This is a genomic window from Umezawaea sp. NPDC059074 (assembly GCF_042738955.1).
Lineage (GTDB): Bacteria > Actinomycetota > Actinomycetes > Mycobacteriales > Pseudonocardiaceae > Umezawaea.
In genome coordinates, this window is record NZ_JBHYHC010000009.1 from 72,345 (window position 1) to 86,063 (window position 13,719).

The following is a 13,719-nucleotide window of genomic DNA, read 5'->3' on the forward strand; positions in this document are numbered from 1 at the left end:
GCGGGAGTTGCGGGAGTTGCGGGAGTTGCGCACGGTTGCCGAGATTTCCGTCGACCCGGATTCCGTTCGGATCCACGAGCAGGGGTGGCAGTCGTGGTCGCCGTCGACGGGGTACCGGGTGGGGGAACTGCCCCATCGGTGGGTGGAGCCGCATCACCGGATCGTGTGTTATCGGGCCGAGTCGGATCCCGCGGCTGGGGTTTACTGCGGTGAGGGGTTGTTGGCGGTCGATCCCGGTGAGGGTGGGCCCATCGCGGTGATCGCGGCTTCTTCGCCCACTGCTGTGGTTCCCACCATTTTGGCGTCCTTTGTGGATGATCGGGTGGTGGTGTCGGCCGATGGTGATGTCGTGGTGCGGATCGATGATGGGCCCGGTGGGGTTCAAGGAGCCTTTGCGCGGTGGGCGGATTCGGTGGTTCGGGAGTTGGGGCTCGCCGCGCCTCGGGTTGCGCCTACCACGTGGTGTTCCTGGTACCAGTACTTCACGAAGGTCACCGAGGCTGACGTCGATCTGAACCTGGCGAAGATGGACGAGCTGGATCTGCCGATCGACGTCGTGCAGGTGGATGACGGGTACCAGGAGGAGATCGGGGACTGGTTGGTGCCGTCCGGGCGGTTCGCGGACGTGCCGGGGTTGTTCCGGCGGATCGCGGATCATGGGCGGCGGGCGGGGATCTGGACCGCGCCGTTCCTGGTGGGAGGGCGGTCGCGGACCTTCGCTGAGCATCCCGAGTGGTTGGTGCGGAGTGAAGGCGGGGCACCTGTCAGCGCGGGTCACAACTGGGGGCAGGACCTGTTCGCGTTGGACACCACGCATCCTGGGGCTGTCGAGTACCTGCGGCGGGTGTTCTCGACGTTCGGCTCGTGGGGGATCGACTTTCACAAGATCGACTTCATTTATGCCGCTGCGTTGCCTGGGCGGCGGTATGCCGATGTGACGCCTGTTGAGGCTTATCGGACGGGTGTGGAGTTGATCCGGTCCGAGATCGGGGACTCGTACCTGTTGGGGTGTGGGGCGCCGCAGTTGCCGAGCATCGGGTTGTTCGACTCGATGCGGGTGAGCGCGGACATCGCGCCGGAGTTCCTGCCTGGGAACGGGGATCTTTCGCAGCCGTCGCAGCGTGGGGCTGTGCTCAACGGGGTGTCGCGGGCATTTCAGCACGGGCGGTTCTGGGTGAACGACCCGGATTGCATCGTGGCCCGGCCTGAGGTGGAGCGGCGGGAGGAGTGGGCGGAGCACGTTGCCCGGTTTGGTGGGCTTCGTGGGTCGTCCGATGGGTTGGACCAGTTGGATTCGTGGGGGTTGGAGACTACTCGGCGGTTGTTGGCCGGGGCTGTTCCTCGGTACTTCGTGAAGAGCTGACACCCTGAGGCGGTTCGGTGTCGAACCGCCTCAGGGCCTTCCTGGCAGTCTGATGGCGAAGAGTGCGCCGCCTTCCGGTGCGCGGCCCGCGTAAGCCATGCCGCCATGACGTTCGGCCGCCTGCTTGACGATCGCCAAGCCCAAACCGGAACCCGGTAGGGTCCTGGCCTCCGACGACCGGTAGAATCGCTCGAACACGTGGGGCATGTCCGCGTCTTCGATGCCTGGGCCGGAGTCGGCTACCTCTACTACCGCGCTGCCGTCGCCGATTTGCTTCAGCTCCAGGCGGACGACTCCGTCGTCGGGGCTGAACTTGACGGCGTTGTCGAGGAGGTTGAGGACTGCTCGTTCTAGTGAGTTCGAGTCGCCCAGCAGGGACCATGGTTGCAAGTGGACGTCGAAGGTCACGTGGGTCACCGCACGTCGTCGTGCTCGGTCCAAGGCCCGCTCTACTACCTCGACCAGGTCGACCGGTTCCTGTACGACCTGTGGTGCGTCTTCCCTTGCCAGTTCGACGAGGTCGCCGATCAGGGTGGTCAGCTCGTCGAGCTGGGCCCGTACGTCGTCGTTGATCTCGGCCTTGTCCACATCGGACAGGGTCGGGGCGTCTGGGCGTTCGGAGGCGAGCAGCAGTTCCAGGTTGGTGCGCATGGACGTGAGTGGGGTGCGGAGTTCGTGGCCCGCGTCGGCTACCAGGCGTCTTTGGCGTTCTTGGGATTCGGCTACCGCGCCCAGCATGGCGTTGAAGCGTTGGGTGAGTCTGGCGAGTTCGTCGTCGCCTGTGACGGGTATCGGGCGGAGGTCGCCGGTCATGGCCACTCGTTCGGTGGCTTCCGAGAGGCGTTGCACTGGTCGTAGGCCTGTTCTGGCCACGGCTGTGCCCGCTGCTGCGGCGATGAGGACGCCGAGGCCGCTGATGACGAACAGGACGACGTTGAGCTTGCCCAAGGTTGCTCGTAGTGGCTTCATGGATTGGGCGATGACCATGGCCTGGCCGTTGGGGCTGTACTGCTTGGAGATCACCCGGAAACCGGTGCGGTCGTCGGTCCAGATGTTCTCCGCCAGCTCGCCCTTGGCGACCTTGAGGTCGTTGCCGTTCGTCGGGGGTGGGGTCGTGCCCTTGGCGTAGAAGATCTGGCCGGACTCGTCGAGCAGGCCGATGCGGATGTCGCCCGCCACCAGGAACGCGCCGGGGAACGTCTGGAGGTCCTCGCCGCCCCGGATGGACGGGGTGGCGATGGCGTCGGTGACGCGTTGGCGCAAGGTCTCGTCGAGCTGCGTGTAGAGGTTGCGGCTGACCGTCATGTACGCGCCCAGCGACACCATCGCCACGACGCCGGCGACGCAGAACGCCGCCAGCAGGGTGACGCGGACGCGCAGGGACACGCGCTGGAACCTGCCGGTCGCCAGCACGTCGTCCGACGGGCTGGGCGTGAGGATCACGGAGGGGTCTCCCGCAGCACGTAGCCGACGCCACGCACCGTGTGCAGCAACCTGGGCTCGCCCTCCAGCTCGGTCTTGCGCCGCAGGTAGCCGACGTAGACCTCGAGGGCGTTTCCGGAGGTCGGGAAGTCGTAGCCCCACACGTCCTCCAGGATGCGACCTCGGGTCAGCACCTGCTTCGGGTGCGCGAGGAACAGCTCCAGCAGCGCGAACTCGGTGCGGGTGAGGCTGATCGCCCGCTCACCACGACGCACGTCGCGGGTGCCGGGGTCGAGTTCGAGGTCGGCGAACTTCAGCGTGGCGCGAGCGCGTTCGGCCTCGTCCTGCTCGGTGCTCGCCCGGCGCAGCAGCGCACGCAGGCGGGCCAGCAGCTCCTCCAGCGCGAACGGCTTGGGCAGGTAGTCGTCGGCTCCCGCGTCCAGGCCGGACACCCGGTCCGACACGGCGTCGCGGGCCGTCAGCACGAGGATCGGCAGGTCGTCGCCGGTGCTCCGCAGCCTGCGGCACACCTCGAGCCCGTCGAGCCTCGGCATCATCACGTCCAGGACCATCGCGTCCGGGCGCGCCGTCGTCACCGACTCGAGCGCTTGCTGGCCGTCGCCGGCAGTTTCCACCTGGTAGCCGTTGAATTGCAGTGAGCGGCGTAGCGACTCACGCACGGCCCGGTCGTCGTCGACAACAAGGATGCGCATGGGGGTAAGTGTTGCCCTTCGTCCTGAGAGACGCCTGAGAGGGAGCCCAACAAACCGTGTGAACTAGGCGTCAAGTCCGCGAGGCCGCGGCGGTAGGTCGGTCACCATTTTTCCGCGGCGGGTGACGAAGTCTCCCGCCGCGGAAAAATCGGGGCCGAACTGCCGACTTTCAGGCGGCCTCGCCGCCGTCTCCGGAGGAGCGGCCATCCAACACAGCCACGGGAGCGTTCCACTTCCGCCAGAGGGCGAGGAGGCGGACGGTCACCACGAGGGCCGATCCGACCAGTGCCATGGGGGCGTCGGGGAGGTTCAGGAGGCTGCCGCCCGCGACCACGACGCCGCCCAGGAGGGCCGCGACGGCGTAGATCTCCTTGCGCAGGACGAGCGGGATCTCGCGCAGCAGGATGTCGCGCAGGGCTCCACCGCCGATGCCCGTGGTCATGCCGATCAGGCACGCCGTGTACGCCGGAGCGCCCAGGGCCAGTGCGGTCGACGTGCCGCCGGTGACGAACAGGCCTAGGCCGATGGCGTCGAGGAGTTGGACGGCCCTGCGGAGCTTCGCGACGTGCGGGTGGAACCAGAACACCAGCAGGCCCGTCACGGCCGGGACCAGCAGGTACGGCCACTTCGTGAGGCTGCTCGGCGGGTGCACGCCGAGCAGCAGGTCCCGGATGACACCGCCGCCGAGCGCGGTCGTCAGGGCGATCACGATCACGCCGAACACGTCCAGGCGGGCGCGGACCGCGGCGAGTGCGCCGGACGCCGCGAACACGGCGATGCCGACCAGTTCCAGCACGATGAGGAGCACGAGGGGCCAGGGTAGGTGCGCTAGAAGAAGTCGGCGAGGCGCGGGGTTCCCGGAGCGGCCACGAGCTGGTCGAGCAGGGGCGCGTCGCCGGTCAGCAGGCCCGCGCGGCGCAGCGCGTGGGTGCTCTGCACGCCGGTGAACCACGGTCCCAGTGCCCTGGCCTGGAGCGTCACGGTCCCGCTGCCGCCCGGTTCGAGCCACACCTCGCCGTCGTCCACGACGAGCCGGTGCCTGCCCGCGTGCCACGGCGCGTGCTCGTCCACCACGTCGAGGTCCACCGCGCCGCCCTTGAGGCCCGCCGCGTTCGGCCAGCCGCGCGCGGCCACGGCGGCGGGCAGGTCGACCACGCGCAGCAGCCACTGGTTGGTGGACATGTCGAAGCGGACGGCCTGCGACGTGAGCAGGCCGGTGAACGCCGGGTCGAGGACCCGCAGGTCGACCTTGTCCAGCACCCCGGCCCACGACGTCAGCTCGGCGAGCAGGGTGAGCTGGGCGTCCAGATCCGCGCCGACGAGGTCGTGGACCTTGAGGCCCTCCTTCAGCCGGTCGGCGGTGAGGTAGCCGCGCAGGACGCCGTCGGCGTCGTGGACGACGGTGGCGACGTCCAGGTCGAGCAGCTTCTCGGGCTGGAAGGTCGGCTCGTGGCGGTCGAGCAGGCCGTCCACGGTGGCCGCCAGTGCGAGGTAGGCGGCGTGAATGTCCGGCAGGTCCGCCTTCGTGGCGCGGCGGGTGGCCAGCCGGTGCGTCGCCTTCGGCGACATGAGCAGCCGGTCCATCGGGAACGTCATCCGCTCCAGCACGCCCGCGCGTTCCCAGCCGCGGCCCCGGTAGAGGGCTGGCACGGTCGGGTACAGCACCGAGAGCGCCTGCCCCTGCTCCCGCATCCGGCGCAGGGCCGTGTCGACCAGCGCCGACGCCACGCCCCTGCCGCGCGCGTGCGGGTCCACCACGACCCCGCCGATGCCGCCCATCGGCACCGGGCGGCCGCCGAAGTGCTGGGCGAAGTCGTTGATCAGCAGCGACCCGAGCGCGTGGCCGCCCTCGTGGGCGAGCACGCCGAACGTGCCGGGCGTGAGCAGCTTCTCCGGCGGCTCCCCCGTGCTCGCGAACGCCAGCTTGCGCATCCGCACGACGGTGTCCCGGTCGTCCTCGGTGTACTCCCGAATTTCCACGTGGTCCTGCTTACCAGGTGAAGAAGCCCTGACCGGTCTTCCGCCCCAGCTCACCCCTGTCGACCTTGTCACGCAGGAGGGCGGGCGGCGCGAACCGCGGTCCGAGTTCGGCGGCCAGGTGCTCGGCGATGGCCAGCCGCACGTCCAGGCCGACGAGGTCGGTCAGCTTCAGCGGACCCATGGGCCAGCCGTAGCCCAGGCGCATGCCGGTGTCGATGTCGTCGGCGCTGGCCACGCCCTCCTCCAGCATCCGGATGGCCTCCATGCCGACCGCCACGCCGAGCCGCGAGGTCGCGAAGCCGGGCGAGTCGCGGACCTCGATGACGGTCTTGCCCAGCGCCTCGGCCCACGCGCGGACCCGTGCCACCACGTCCGGGTCGACGCCCGCGTGGTGGACGAGTTCGACCAGCTCCTGGACCGGGACGGGGTTGAAGAAGTGCATCCCGACCAGGCGGTCGCCCGGCAGCCCCTCGGCCAGCGCGGAGATCGAGAGCGAGGAGGTGTTGGACGCCAGCACGGCCTGTGGACAAACGCTTGCGGCCTGAGTGAGGACCCGGCGCTTGAGGTCGGCGTTCTCGGGCACGGCCTCGACCACCAGCTCCGCGTCCGACGGCGCCGCGGCCAGGTCCGGCACGACGGTCAGCCGGGCCAGCAGCTCGTCCGGCGTGGCCGCCAGCTTCCCGCGTTCGGCCGCCTTGGTCAGCGAGCGCAGCACGGCGCCGTGGGCGGCCTCGGCCCGGTCCGCGCCCGCTTCGGCGAGCGTCACGTCGTGGCCGCCCGCGAGGAGGAGGTGCGCGATGCCCGCGCCCATCGTGCCGCCACCGATCACCACCGCGATCATTCGGCGACCACCTCGGCGGTGAACATGGCCACCAGCTCCAGGCCGCCGATCTCCGACAGGTTCGCCCCGGCGGCGTGCCACTCGGGCGTCTGGAACGCCGCCCGCATCACCTCGGCGGACTCGAAGTACATCTCCGCGAGCACGTGCAGGTCGGTGTCGCCGAGGAAGCCGGGCACCAGCACGCGATCGACCTTCGCCACCTCGGCACGCAGCAGGCCAGGGGTTTTCGCCACGATCGGCAGGTGCGAGGAGAAGTACTTCTCGCCGAAGTCCGCCACGTCGGCGGGCTTCTTGTAGAGCGCGACGTACTTGATCATGTGACACTCCCTGTCGCTTTTCCGCTTGGACTGTAACAGCGTCCACCGGTTGCCCTGATCAGTCTCTCCCGCAAGATGGTGGGGTGCGGATCATCCTGCTGCGACACGGCCAGAGCCTCGGCAACGTCGACGAGTCGGCGTACTGCCGGGTCCCCGACCACTCCCTCCCCCTCACGGCGCTGGGGGAGCAGCAGGCCCGCTCGGCCGGACCGTCGATCCGCGGGCTCATCGGCGAAGGGCCCGTCGCGGTGTACGTCAGCCCGTACCTGCGGACGCGCAAGACGTTGGCCGGACTGGAGCTCGGCGACGTCGTCGACCGGGTGATCGCCGAACCGCGCCTGCGCGAGCAGGACTGGGGCAACCTCCAGGACCCGGTGCAGCAGGAGGTCCTCAAGCACCAGCGGCACGCGTTCGGCCACTTCTTCTTCCGACTGCCCAACGGCGAGTCCGGCGCGGACGTCGACGACCGCTTGGCGGCGTTCCTCGGCGAACTCGAACTCCACATGCGCAAGGACCCCCGCCACCCGCGGACGGTGCTGATCGTGTCGCACGGCCTGACGATCCGGCTGCTGTGCAGGCGGCTGTTCTCGTGGAGCGTGGAGCTGTTCGAGTCGCTGTCCAACCTGGACACGTGCGGGCAGCGGGTCCTCGACCACGACGGCGTCGAGTGGCGGCTGGACCGGCCGTTCGAGCAGTGGCGGGAGTCGCCGGACGGCGAGACGCAGGTCCAGGCGGGTCCACGCGGGTAGTGCGCGCCGGAGCCGTGGCGGGGTGTTCCAGGGCTCCGGCGTCGACCGGCTAGCCCAACAGCCCCCGCTTGTAGGCCGCCACCAACCGCCGCGGCACCCGGAGCACCTTGCCGTCCAGGGTCCGCACCTCCACCAGGTCCGGCGCGGTCGCCTTCCACTGCGCGCGCCGGTGCCGGGTGTTGGAGCGGGACGTCTTCCTCTTCGGGACCGCCATTACTTCTGCCGCTTTCCGTAGCGCTGGTTGAACTTCTCGATCCGGCCCGCCGTGTCGATCAGGCGCTGCGTGCCCGTCCAGAACGGGTGCGAGTCGGAGGTGATGTCGACGGTCAGCAACGGGTAGGTGTTCCCGTCCTCCCACTCGACCGTCTTGTCCGAGGTGGCCGTCGAGCGGGTCAGGAACTGCTTGCCCGTGGAGCTGTCCCGGAAGACGACGGGGTGGTAGTCGGGGTGGATGCCGGGTTTCACGATGCTTCCTCCTTCGAGTTGTGGGCGAACGGGTCGGCGGTGAAGTCGCCCTCCGCCAGTTCTTCGTCCGTGACGAGCGCCGCCCGCAGCGTCGCCTCGATCTCCGCCGTCGACGCCTCGTGCACGATGACGACGAGTTCCTGGGCCCGGTCGCCGTAGTACGGGTCCCAGGAGAGTTCGGCCATGACCTGGCGTTCGGCGTCCACGTCGGACCAGTCGTCCACGGCCGCCAGCCAGTTGCCCGCGTCGCCGATGCGCAGGCCGCCGCCCGCCGACTCGACCCACAGCGCCATGTCCGGCTGGGTCGCGACCCAGACCCGGCCGCGTGTGCGGACCACGCCTTCGAGCAGGACGTCCAGCGCCTCGTGCAGGCGTTCCGGGTGGAACGGTCGGCGGTCGGTGAAGTGGACGGTCGCCACGGGCCCGTCCGGTTCGAGCGGGAGCCCGCGCAGCAGCGGGCCGAACGCGTCGTACGGCCGGTTCTCCGGCGCGGCCAGCAGCGCCGGAACGTCCAAAGAGGACAGCTCTTGGCGAGGAACGCCCGGTGCCACGCGGTCCAGCACGGCCTCGGTCCGGACGTCCCCCGGCTCGCCCATCAGCACCAGCGCGTCGGCGAACTCCGCGTGCCCCACCACGACCTGGGCGACCGTGCGCTCGTCGTCGCCCGACGCGCCGAGGCCGCGTTCGGCCAGGCTCATCTCGCCCGTGGCGTCGGCGAGCCAGGTCTCCCGGTCGAGGACGGCGATCACCGAGGCCACGTGCACCGCGTCGGCGGGCAGGGCGATGCACACGGCCTCCGGCTCCAGGGCCGGGTCGAGGTGCAGCACCACCGTCCGGCCCGCCAGCGACCGCAGCAACGGGATCAGGTCCTCGCGCAGGGTGCACGACACGCAGCCGTGCGCCAGGTCGACGCGCGTCACGCGGCCGTCGACCCAGCGGTCGACGACGCCCTCGGCGATGCGGCTCAGGTCGTGGCGCACGAGGACCGACCCCTCGATCGCGCGCCAGACCTCCTCGGCCACCGGGTGCTCCGCGACTCCGGCCACCATGACGACAACGGTTTTCATGTGGGTTACTGTAGATGGAAATGGATGTCATTTCAAAGGAGGTCGTGTGTCGTCACGCCACTGCCAGCTGACGGGCCGCAAACCCGGCTTCGGCAAGCAGGTCTCGCACTCCAACCGGCGCACCTCGCGGCGCTGGCTGCCCAACACGCAGCGCCGCCGCTACTGGCTGCCGTCCGAGGGGCGGCACGTGGTGCTGACCCTGTCGGTCAAGGGGATCAAGACCGTGGACCGCCACGGCGTCGAGACCGTCGTCGCGAAGCTGCGCGCCACGGGGGTGAAGGTCTGATGGCCAGGAGCACGGACGTCCGGCCGATCATCAAGATGCGGTCCACCGCGGGCACCGGCTACACGTACGTCACCCGCAAGAACCGGCGCAACGACCCGGACCGGCTGGTGCTGCGCAAGTTCGACCCGGTGATCCGCGAGCACGTCGACTTCAAGGAGGAGCGCTGATGGCCAAGAAGTCCAAGATCGCCAGGGACCAGCAGCGCCGGATCGTCGTCGCGCAGTACGCCGAGAAACGCGCTCTGCTCAAGGAACAACTGCGTTCCCCTTCGTCCACCGACGAACAGCGCGCCGCCGCCGCGGCCGGGTTGCAACGCCTGCCGCGCGACGCCAGCCCCACCCGCCTGCGCAACCGGGACGTCGTGGACGGACGGCCGCGCGCGTACTTCCGGGCGTTCGGGCTGTCCCGCGTCCGTCTACGCGAGATGGCGCACCGCGGCGAACTGCCCGGCGTCAGCAAGTCGAGCTGGTGACCGCCGTGGCCAAGCCCGAACGGCGCGGGATCCCGAAGCGACGCGTGAACATCCTCAAGCGCGAGGGGATCACCGAGGTCGACTGGAAGGACCCGACACTGCTGCGCAAGTTCGTCTCCGACCGCGGCAAGATCCGCTCGCGGCGGGTCACCGGGTTGACGCCGCAGGAGCAGCGGCAGGTCGCCACGGCGATCAAGAACGCCCGCGAGATGGCGCTGCTCCCCTACCCCTCCCAGGGGAAGTAGCCGCGCGCGGAGCGGCCACCCCCACGCTGGTGGTCGTTCCGCGCTCCGGGCACGATCGTGCCAATGAGCACCACCGAACTATCCGGTCTATACGACGTCATCCACCGGCGGAGGGACACCCGGCGCGAGTTCACCGGCGCCCCGATCGCGCCGGACGCGTTGCGACGCGTGCTGACGGCGGCGCACGCGGCCCCGAGCGTCGGGCTGTCGCAGCCGTGGGACTTCGTCCTGGTGCGCGACGAGACCACCCGGCGGGCGTTCCGCGACCACGTGCACGCCGAGCGCAGCCTGTTCACCGCCCAGCTGGACGCCGAGCGCGCCGAGCTGTTCGGCCGCATCAAGGTCGAGGGGATCCTGGAGTCGAGCCTCGGGATCGTCGTCACGTACGACCCGGACCGGGGTTCCCCCGCCGTGCTGGGCAGGCACGCCATCGCGGACGCCGGCCTCTACTCCGTTTGCCTCGCCATCCAGAACCTGTGGCTCGCGGCGACCGCGGAAGGCCTCGGCGTGGGCTGGGTGAGCTTCTACCGGGAGGACGTCCTGCGTCGGTTGCTGCACATTCCGGCAAGAATTCGGCCGGTCGCGTGGCTTTGCGTCGGACCCGTGGCAGGGTTGCCCGATCAACCCGATCTGGAACGCGCGGGATGGCGGAACCGCATACCTGTCGAAGACGTCATGCACCACGAGCGGTACAGGGAGCGCTCCTCCCGGTAGCCTGTTGGGGCCGTGCCGGCAGGGGTGGGACCTCGTGTTCCCGCTCGGCGAGTCGGAATGGAGTGTCGAGCACGAGTGGAGCAGCGCGATCCGCTGACAGCGGGACACGTGACGCACATGGACCTGAGGGTCCGGGTGCTGTTGAACGCTGGGCGCTTACCCGAGGCGAACGCCGTGTTCGACGAGGTGGTCACCAAGGCCCCTCCGAGCGCGGACCGCTGGGTCCGCTCAGCCGTTCTGGTGCACAGGGCCGTGATGGCGTGGCGGCTGGGCCGCATCCCCCTGGCGCTGGAACTGGCCGCCGAAGGGTGGCTGGACGTCGATTCCGAGACCACCGACAGCCCCGCCGCGGCGCAGACCATGGGCACGTTGGGCTACCTGCTCGAGGGCATCGGGCACCGGCACGCCGCGTTGGACATGGTGCGCAGGGCCGTCGAGGTCGCCAGACGGGCCAACGGCCCGGACACGCTGGCGCACTGCCTGCAACGGCTGGGCGGCACGCTGAACTTCCGCGCGGCCTCCGGTCCACCCGCCGCCGCGCCCGCGATCTTCGAGGAGGCCAGGGGCCACCTGGCCGAGGGACTGGCGCTCGACACCGTGGACGACCACGTCCGGCGCGGCCTGCTCGGCGCGTACGGCCGGGCGCTCGCGGGCATCGGCGAGCTGGACGCCGCCGAGAAGGCGGGCCGCAAGACCCTCGAACTCGCGTCCGCCATCACCGACCACTGGGGCATGGCCGTCGGCAACTGGGTGCTGTCCACCGTCCACCGCGAACGCGGTGAACTGGTGGAGGCCCGCACGCTCGCCAGCCGGTCCGTCGCGTCCGCGCAGTCCATCAACGACACGTCGCTGATGCTGCGGTTCTCCTTGGACCTGGCGAACATCTGCTCCGAGATGGACGACCCCGTCGGCGAGGCCGCCGCGCTGCGGTGCAGCGTGGCCGCGGGCCAGACGGCGTCGGAAACCCTCCAGGAGGGCCTCGGGCAGGCGTTGGAGCACCGGCAGGCCGCGTTGCGCGCGCAGCAACTCGCGGCGGCGGCGCAGGAAGCCGCGGCGCGGGATCCGTTGACGGGCCTGGCGAACCGGCTCGGACTGGAGATGGCGGCGGCCCGGCTGCTGGAGGGAACCGCGTCGCGCGGCCGGGTGCCGTGGCTGGTGCTGGTCGACGTGGACTGGTTCAAGGGTGTGAACGACGACGCGGGTCACGCCGCCGGTGACGCGGCGCTGCGCGAGATAGCCCAACTGCTGCGCCGCGAGTGCCGCACGGACGACCTCGTGGCGCGCTGGGCCGGTGACGAGTTCGTGGTGCTGCTGGGCGACAACGGCAACTCCGACGCGGAGGTCGGCCCGACCGTGGCCGAGCGCATCCGGGCTGCCGTCGACGGGCACGACTGGTCGATGGTCCTGGGCACGGCGAAGCGGCCGACCGTCAGCATCGGTGTCGCTGCGGGACCGGCCAAGCTGGACCAGCTGTTCGCGGCGGCGGACATGGCGCTGTACCGGGCGAAGCGGCACGGCCGCAACCGGGTCGAGGTCGAGCCGCCGTTGCAGGAGATCGTGAACTAGGTCGGGAGCCTCGGCTTCGAGGCTCCCGACCGGTTCGCGTTGGTCAGGCGATCAACCCGCCGCGGAAGGCCACCAGAGCGGCCTGCACGCGGTTGACCGCGCCGATCTTGCCGAGCACCGAGGACACGTAGCCCTTCACCGTGGCCTCGGACAGGTGCAGCGTGCCACCGATCTCGGCGTTGGACATGCCCTGGCCGATCAGCACGAGCACCTCGCGCTCCCGTTCGGACAGCATGGCGAGCAGTCTTCGCGCGGGCTCCGCGGCGCGTTCGCCGTCGGCCACCGCCGCGAGAACCCGTGCCGCCACACCGGGATCGAGCACCGCGCCACCTCGTGCGAGATCGCGCACCGCCCTCACCAGCTGCTCCGGCTCGGTGTCCTTCAGCAGGAAGCCGCTGGCGCCCAAGCGCAAGGCCTCGCTGACGTACTCGTCCACGTCGAACGTGGTGAGCATGGCGATCCTCGGCGGATCGGGCAGCGTGCGCAGCCTGCGCAACGCCACCAGCCCGTCGTTGGACCGCATGCGGATGTCCAGCAGGACCACGTGCGGACGGTGCTGGCGGGCCAGGTCGGCCACCAGGTGCCCGTCGTCGCACTCGGCCACTACTTCGATGTCACCGGCGCTGCTCAGGATCATGCGAAGCCCGGACCGGACGAGGTCCTCGTCGTCGGCCAGCATCACCTTGATCACGACGCCTCCCCGAGTTGGCGTTTCGTGTTCATACAGGCCCAGCATCGCGCACCAGTGCGCAAGCTGGCGTTAATTCGACGTTATCTCACCATGTGGTAGGACGTTTGCCCAGCGTTGAGCGCCGTGGAAAGGCTCTCACCACCGCGTTCACAGTTGCCAGGAAGAAACACGGTCAGCCGAGGACTCGCGCCACTTCCTCACGCAGGCGGGGCAACGCGGCGTAGAGCTTGTCGCCGGGGCACTGCGTGTCCGCGTAGTGGTCGCGGTGCCCGTCGATGGCCGTGGGCGGGATCCCGTACTGCTCGCACGTGTACGCGCAGAACGACACCAGCGAGTCCCACTGCTCGGGGCGCGGTTCCTCGGAGGTGTAGAGGCCCTCGTTCTCGATGCCGATCGCGATGTTGTTCTGGCCGGGGCAATGTGCGCCCTGCACGATGCGGTCGCCCGCGTGCAACGCGTCCAGGCTGCCGTGGCGACCCTCGAGGAGGAACCCGCCGCGGCTGTTGGTGAAGTGCTGGCCGGAGTCGATCCAGCCGTTGTCGTCCATGTGGTGGTTCTGGATCCAGCGGGCGTGCTCGTGCGCGTGGGCCTCGGAGTAGTCGGTGACGTTCTCGGTCGCCGTGTGGTGCACGAGGATCCGCTCCGGCTGCTGGTGCAGCACGGTCGTGGGGCTCGACGGTGGACGGGCGCCCCAGTCGTCGCAGGTCCGGATCGGCAGCAGGGCGGCCCTCGCGGGCGCCGCGCCGAACCCGAGGAGCAGGCCGGACGCGGCCACTCCGCCCAGCAGCGTTCGTCGTCGCACCATGGTCAAGGTTTTCCCAGTACCGG

General features: G+C 70.0%; 19 protein-coding genes. 8 read left to right on the plus strand and 11 right to left on the minus strand.

What is annotated here, in order from left to right:
- The first annotated feature begins 7 nt into the window (after positions 1-7).
- Positions 8-1,363, plus strand: a complete 1,356-nt coding sequence (locus ACFWW9_RS06875; protein ID WP_390372482.1) for a glycoside hydrolase family 36 protein — start codon at positions 8-10, stop codon at positions 1,361-1,363.
- A gap of 30 nt (positions 1,364-1,393) precedes the next feature.
- Here ACFWW9_RS06875 and ACFWW9_RS06880 read toward each other — a convergent pair whose 3' ends face one another.
- The 6 genes from ACFWW9_RS06880 to ACFWW9_RS06905 form a co-directional block, all read right to left on the minus strand.
- On the minus strand, positions 1,394-2,803 hold the full coding sequence (locus ACFWW9_RS06880) for an ATP-binding protein (RefSeq protein WP_390372631.1): 1,410 nt from the start codon (positions 2,801-2,803) through the stop codon (positions 1,394-1,396).
- Positions 2,803-3,498: a response regulator transcription factor gene (locus tag ACFWW9_RS06885; protein WP_390372484.1), complete on the minus strand. Its 696-nt coding sequence runs from the start codon at positions 3,496-3,498 to the stop codon at positions 2,803-2,805. The genes ACFWW9_RS06880 and ACFWW9_RS06885 overlap by 1 nt, the downstream gene beginning before the upstream one ends.
- A 169-nt stretch (positions 3,499-3,667) precedes the next feature.
- Positions 3,668-4,306 carry a trimeric intracellular cation channel family protein gene (locus ACFWW9_RS06890; protein ID WP_390372487.1) on the minus strand — a complete coding sequence of 213 codons (639 nt, stop codon included), beginning with the start codon at positions 4,304-4,306 and terminating at the stop codon, positions 3,668-3,670.
- Between the two features lie 20 nt (positions 4,307-4,326).
- The gene (gene eis, locus ACFWW9_RS06895) at positions 4,327-5,478 is read right to left on the minus strand and encodes an enhanced intracellular survival protein Eis (protein ID WP_390372490.1); all 1,152 of its coding nucleotides are present in this window, start codon (positions 5,476-5,478) and stop codon (positions 4,327-4,329) included.
- Between the two features lie 10 nt (positions 5,479-5,488).
- Complete coding sequence (locus tag ACFWW9_RS06900) at positions 5,489-6,319, minus strand: 3-hydroxyacyl-CoA dehydrogenase family protein (protein ID WP_390372493.1); 831 nt, start codon at positions 6,317-6,319, stop codon at positions 5,489-5,491.
- Positions 6,316-6,636 carry an EthD family reductase gene (locus tag ACFWW9_RS06905; protein ID WP_390372495.1) on the minus strand — a complete coding sequence of 107 codons (321 nt, stop codon included), beginning with the start codon at positions 6,634-6,636 and terminating at the stop codon, positions 6,316-6,318. Before ACFWW9_RS06905 ends, ACFWW9_RS06900 begins: the two co-directional genes overlap by 4 nt.
- An 83-nt stretch (positions 6,637-6,719) precedes the next feature.
- Here ACFWW9_RS06905 and ACFWW9_RS06910 point away from each other — a divergent pair, with 83 nt between their 5' ends.
- Positions 6,720-7,385 (plus strand): histidine phosphatase family protein, encoded by a 666-nt coding sequence (locus tag ACFWW9_RS06910; protein ID WP_390372497.1) that lies wholly within the window; start codon positions 6,720-6,722, stop codon positions 7,383-7,385.
- Positions 7,386-7,434: 49 nt separating this feature from the next.
- On the opposite strand, the gene rpmF is transcribed toward ACFWW9_RS06910, so the two are convergent.
- From rpmF to mrf, 3 genes are read right to left on the minus strand one after another with little or no spacing between them, the layout of a single operon-like run.
- Entirely contained in the window at positions 7,435-7,599 is a 165-nt protein-coding gene (rpmF, locus tag ACFWW9_RS06915; protein WP_390372499.1) for a 50S ribosomal protein L32, read from the minus strand.
- Positions 7,599-7,850, minus strand: coding sequence for a type B 50S ribosomal protein L31 (locus ACFWW9_RS06920; RefSeq protein ID WP_390372501.1), 252 nt, complete (start codon positions 7,848-7,850; stop codon positions 7,599-7,601). Before ACFWW9_RS06920 ends, rpmF begins: the two co-directional genes overlap by 1 nt.
- A complete protein-coding gene (gene mrf, locus ACFWW9_RS06925) occupies positions 7,847-8,917 on the minus strand; it encodes a ribosome hibernation factor-recruiting GTPase MRF (protein ID WP_390372503.1) in 1,071 nt (356 codons plus the stop codon). Before mrf ends, ACFWW9_RS06920 begins: the two co-directional genes overlap by 4 nt.
- A gap of 46 nt (positions 8,918-8,963) precedes the next feature.
- Here mrf and rpmB point away from each other — a divergent pair, with 46 nt between their 5' ends.
- From rpmB to ACFWW9_RS06955, 6 genes are all read left to right on the plus strand, one after another.
- Positions 8,964-9,203, plus strand: a complete 240-nt coding sequence (gene rpmB / locus ACFWW9_RS06930) for a 50S ribosomal protein L28 (protein ID WP_390372505.1) — start codon at positions 8,964-8,966, stop codon at positions 9,201-9,203.
- A complete protein-coding gene (gene rpmG, locus ACFWW9_RS06935) occupies positions 9,203-9,370 on the plus strand; it encodes a 50S ribosomal protein L33 (protein WP_390372506.1) in 168 nt (55 codons plus the stop codon). Before rpmB ends, rpmG begins: the two co-directional genes overlap by 1 nt.
- Positions 9,370-9,675, plus strand: coding sequence for a 30S ribosomal protein S14 (rpsN, locus tag ACFWW9_RS06940; protein WP_390372508.1), 306 nt, complete (start codon positions 9,370-9,372; stop codon positions 9,673-9,675). The genes rpmG and rpsN overlap by 1 nt, the downstream gene beginning before the upstream one ends.
- A complete protein-coding gene (gene rpsR / locus ACFWW9_RS06945; protein ID WP_390372510.1) occupies positions 9,672-9,920 on the plus strand; it encodes a 30S ribosomal protein S18 in 249 nt (82 codons plus the stop codon). Before rpsN ends, rpsR begins: the two co-directional genes overlap by 4 nt.
- A gap of 63 nt (positions 9,921-9,983) precedes the next feature.
- Positions 9,984-10,634, plus strand: coding sequence for a 5,6-dimethylbenzimidazole synthase (bluB, locus tag ACFWW9_RS06950; RefSeq protein WP_390372512.1), 651 nt, complete (start codon positions 9,984-9,986; stop codon positions 10,632-10,634).
- A 117-nt stretch (positions 10,635-10,751) separates the two neighbouring features.
- Positions 10,752-12,200 (plus strand): diguanylate cyclase, encoded by a 1,449-nt coding sequence (locus ACFWW9_RS06955; protein WP_390372514.1) that lies wholly within the window; start codon positions 10,752-10,754, stop codon positions 12,198-12,200.
- Positions 12,201-12,243: 43 nt separating this feature from the next.
- Here ACFWW9_RS06955 and ACFWW9_RS06960 read toward each other — a convergent pair whose 3' ends face one another.
- Positions 12,244-12,891 (minus strand): response regulator, encoded by a 648-nt coding sequence (locus ACFWW9_RS06960; RefSeq protein WP_390372516.1) that lies wholly within the window; start codon positions 12,889-12,891, stop codon positions 12,244-12,246.
- Between the two features lie 172 nt (positions 12,892-13,063).
- Complete coding sequence (locus tag ACFWW9_RS06965; protein ID WP_390372519.1) at positions 13,064-13,696, minus strand: peptidoglycan recognition family protein; 633 nt, start codon at positions 13,694-13,696, stop codon at positions 13,064-13,066.
- Positions 13,697-13,719 lie beyond the last annotated feature (23 nt).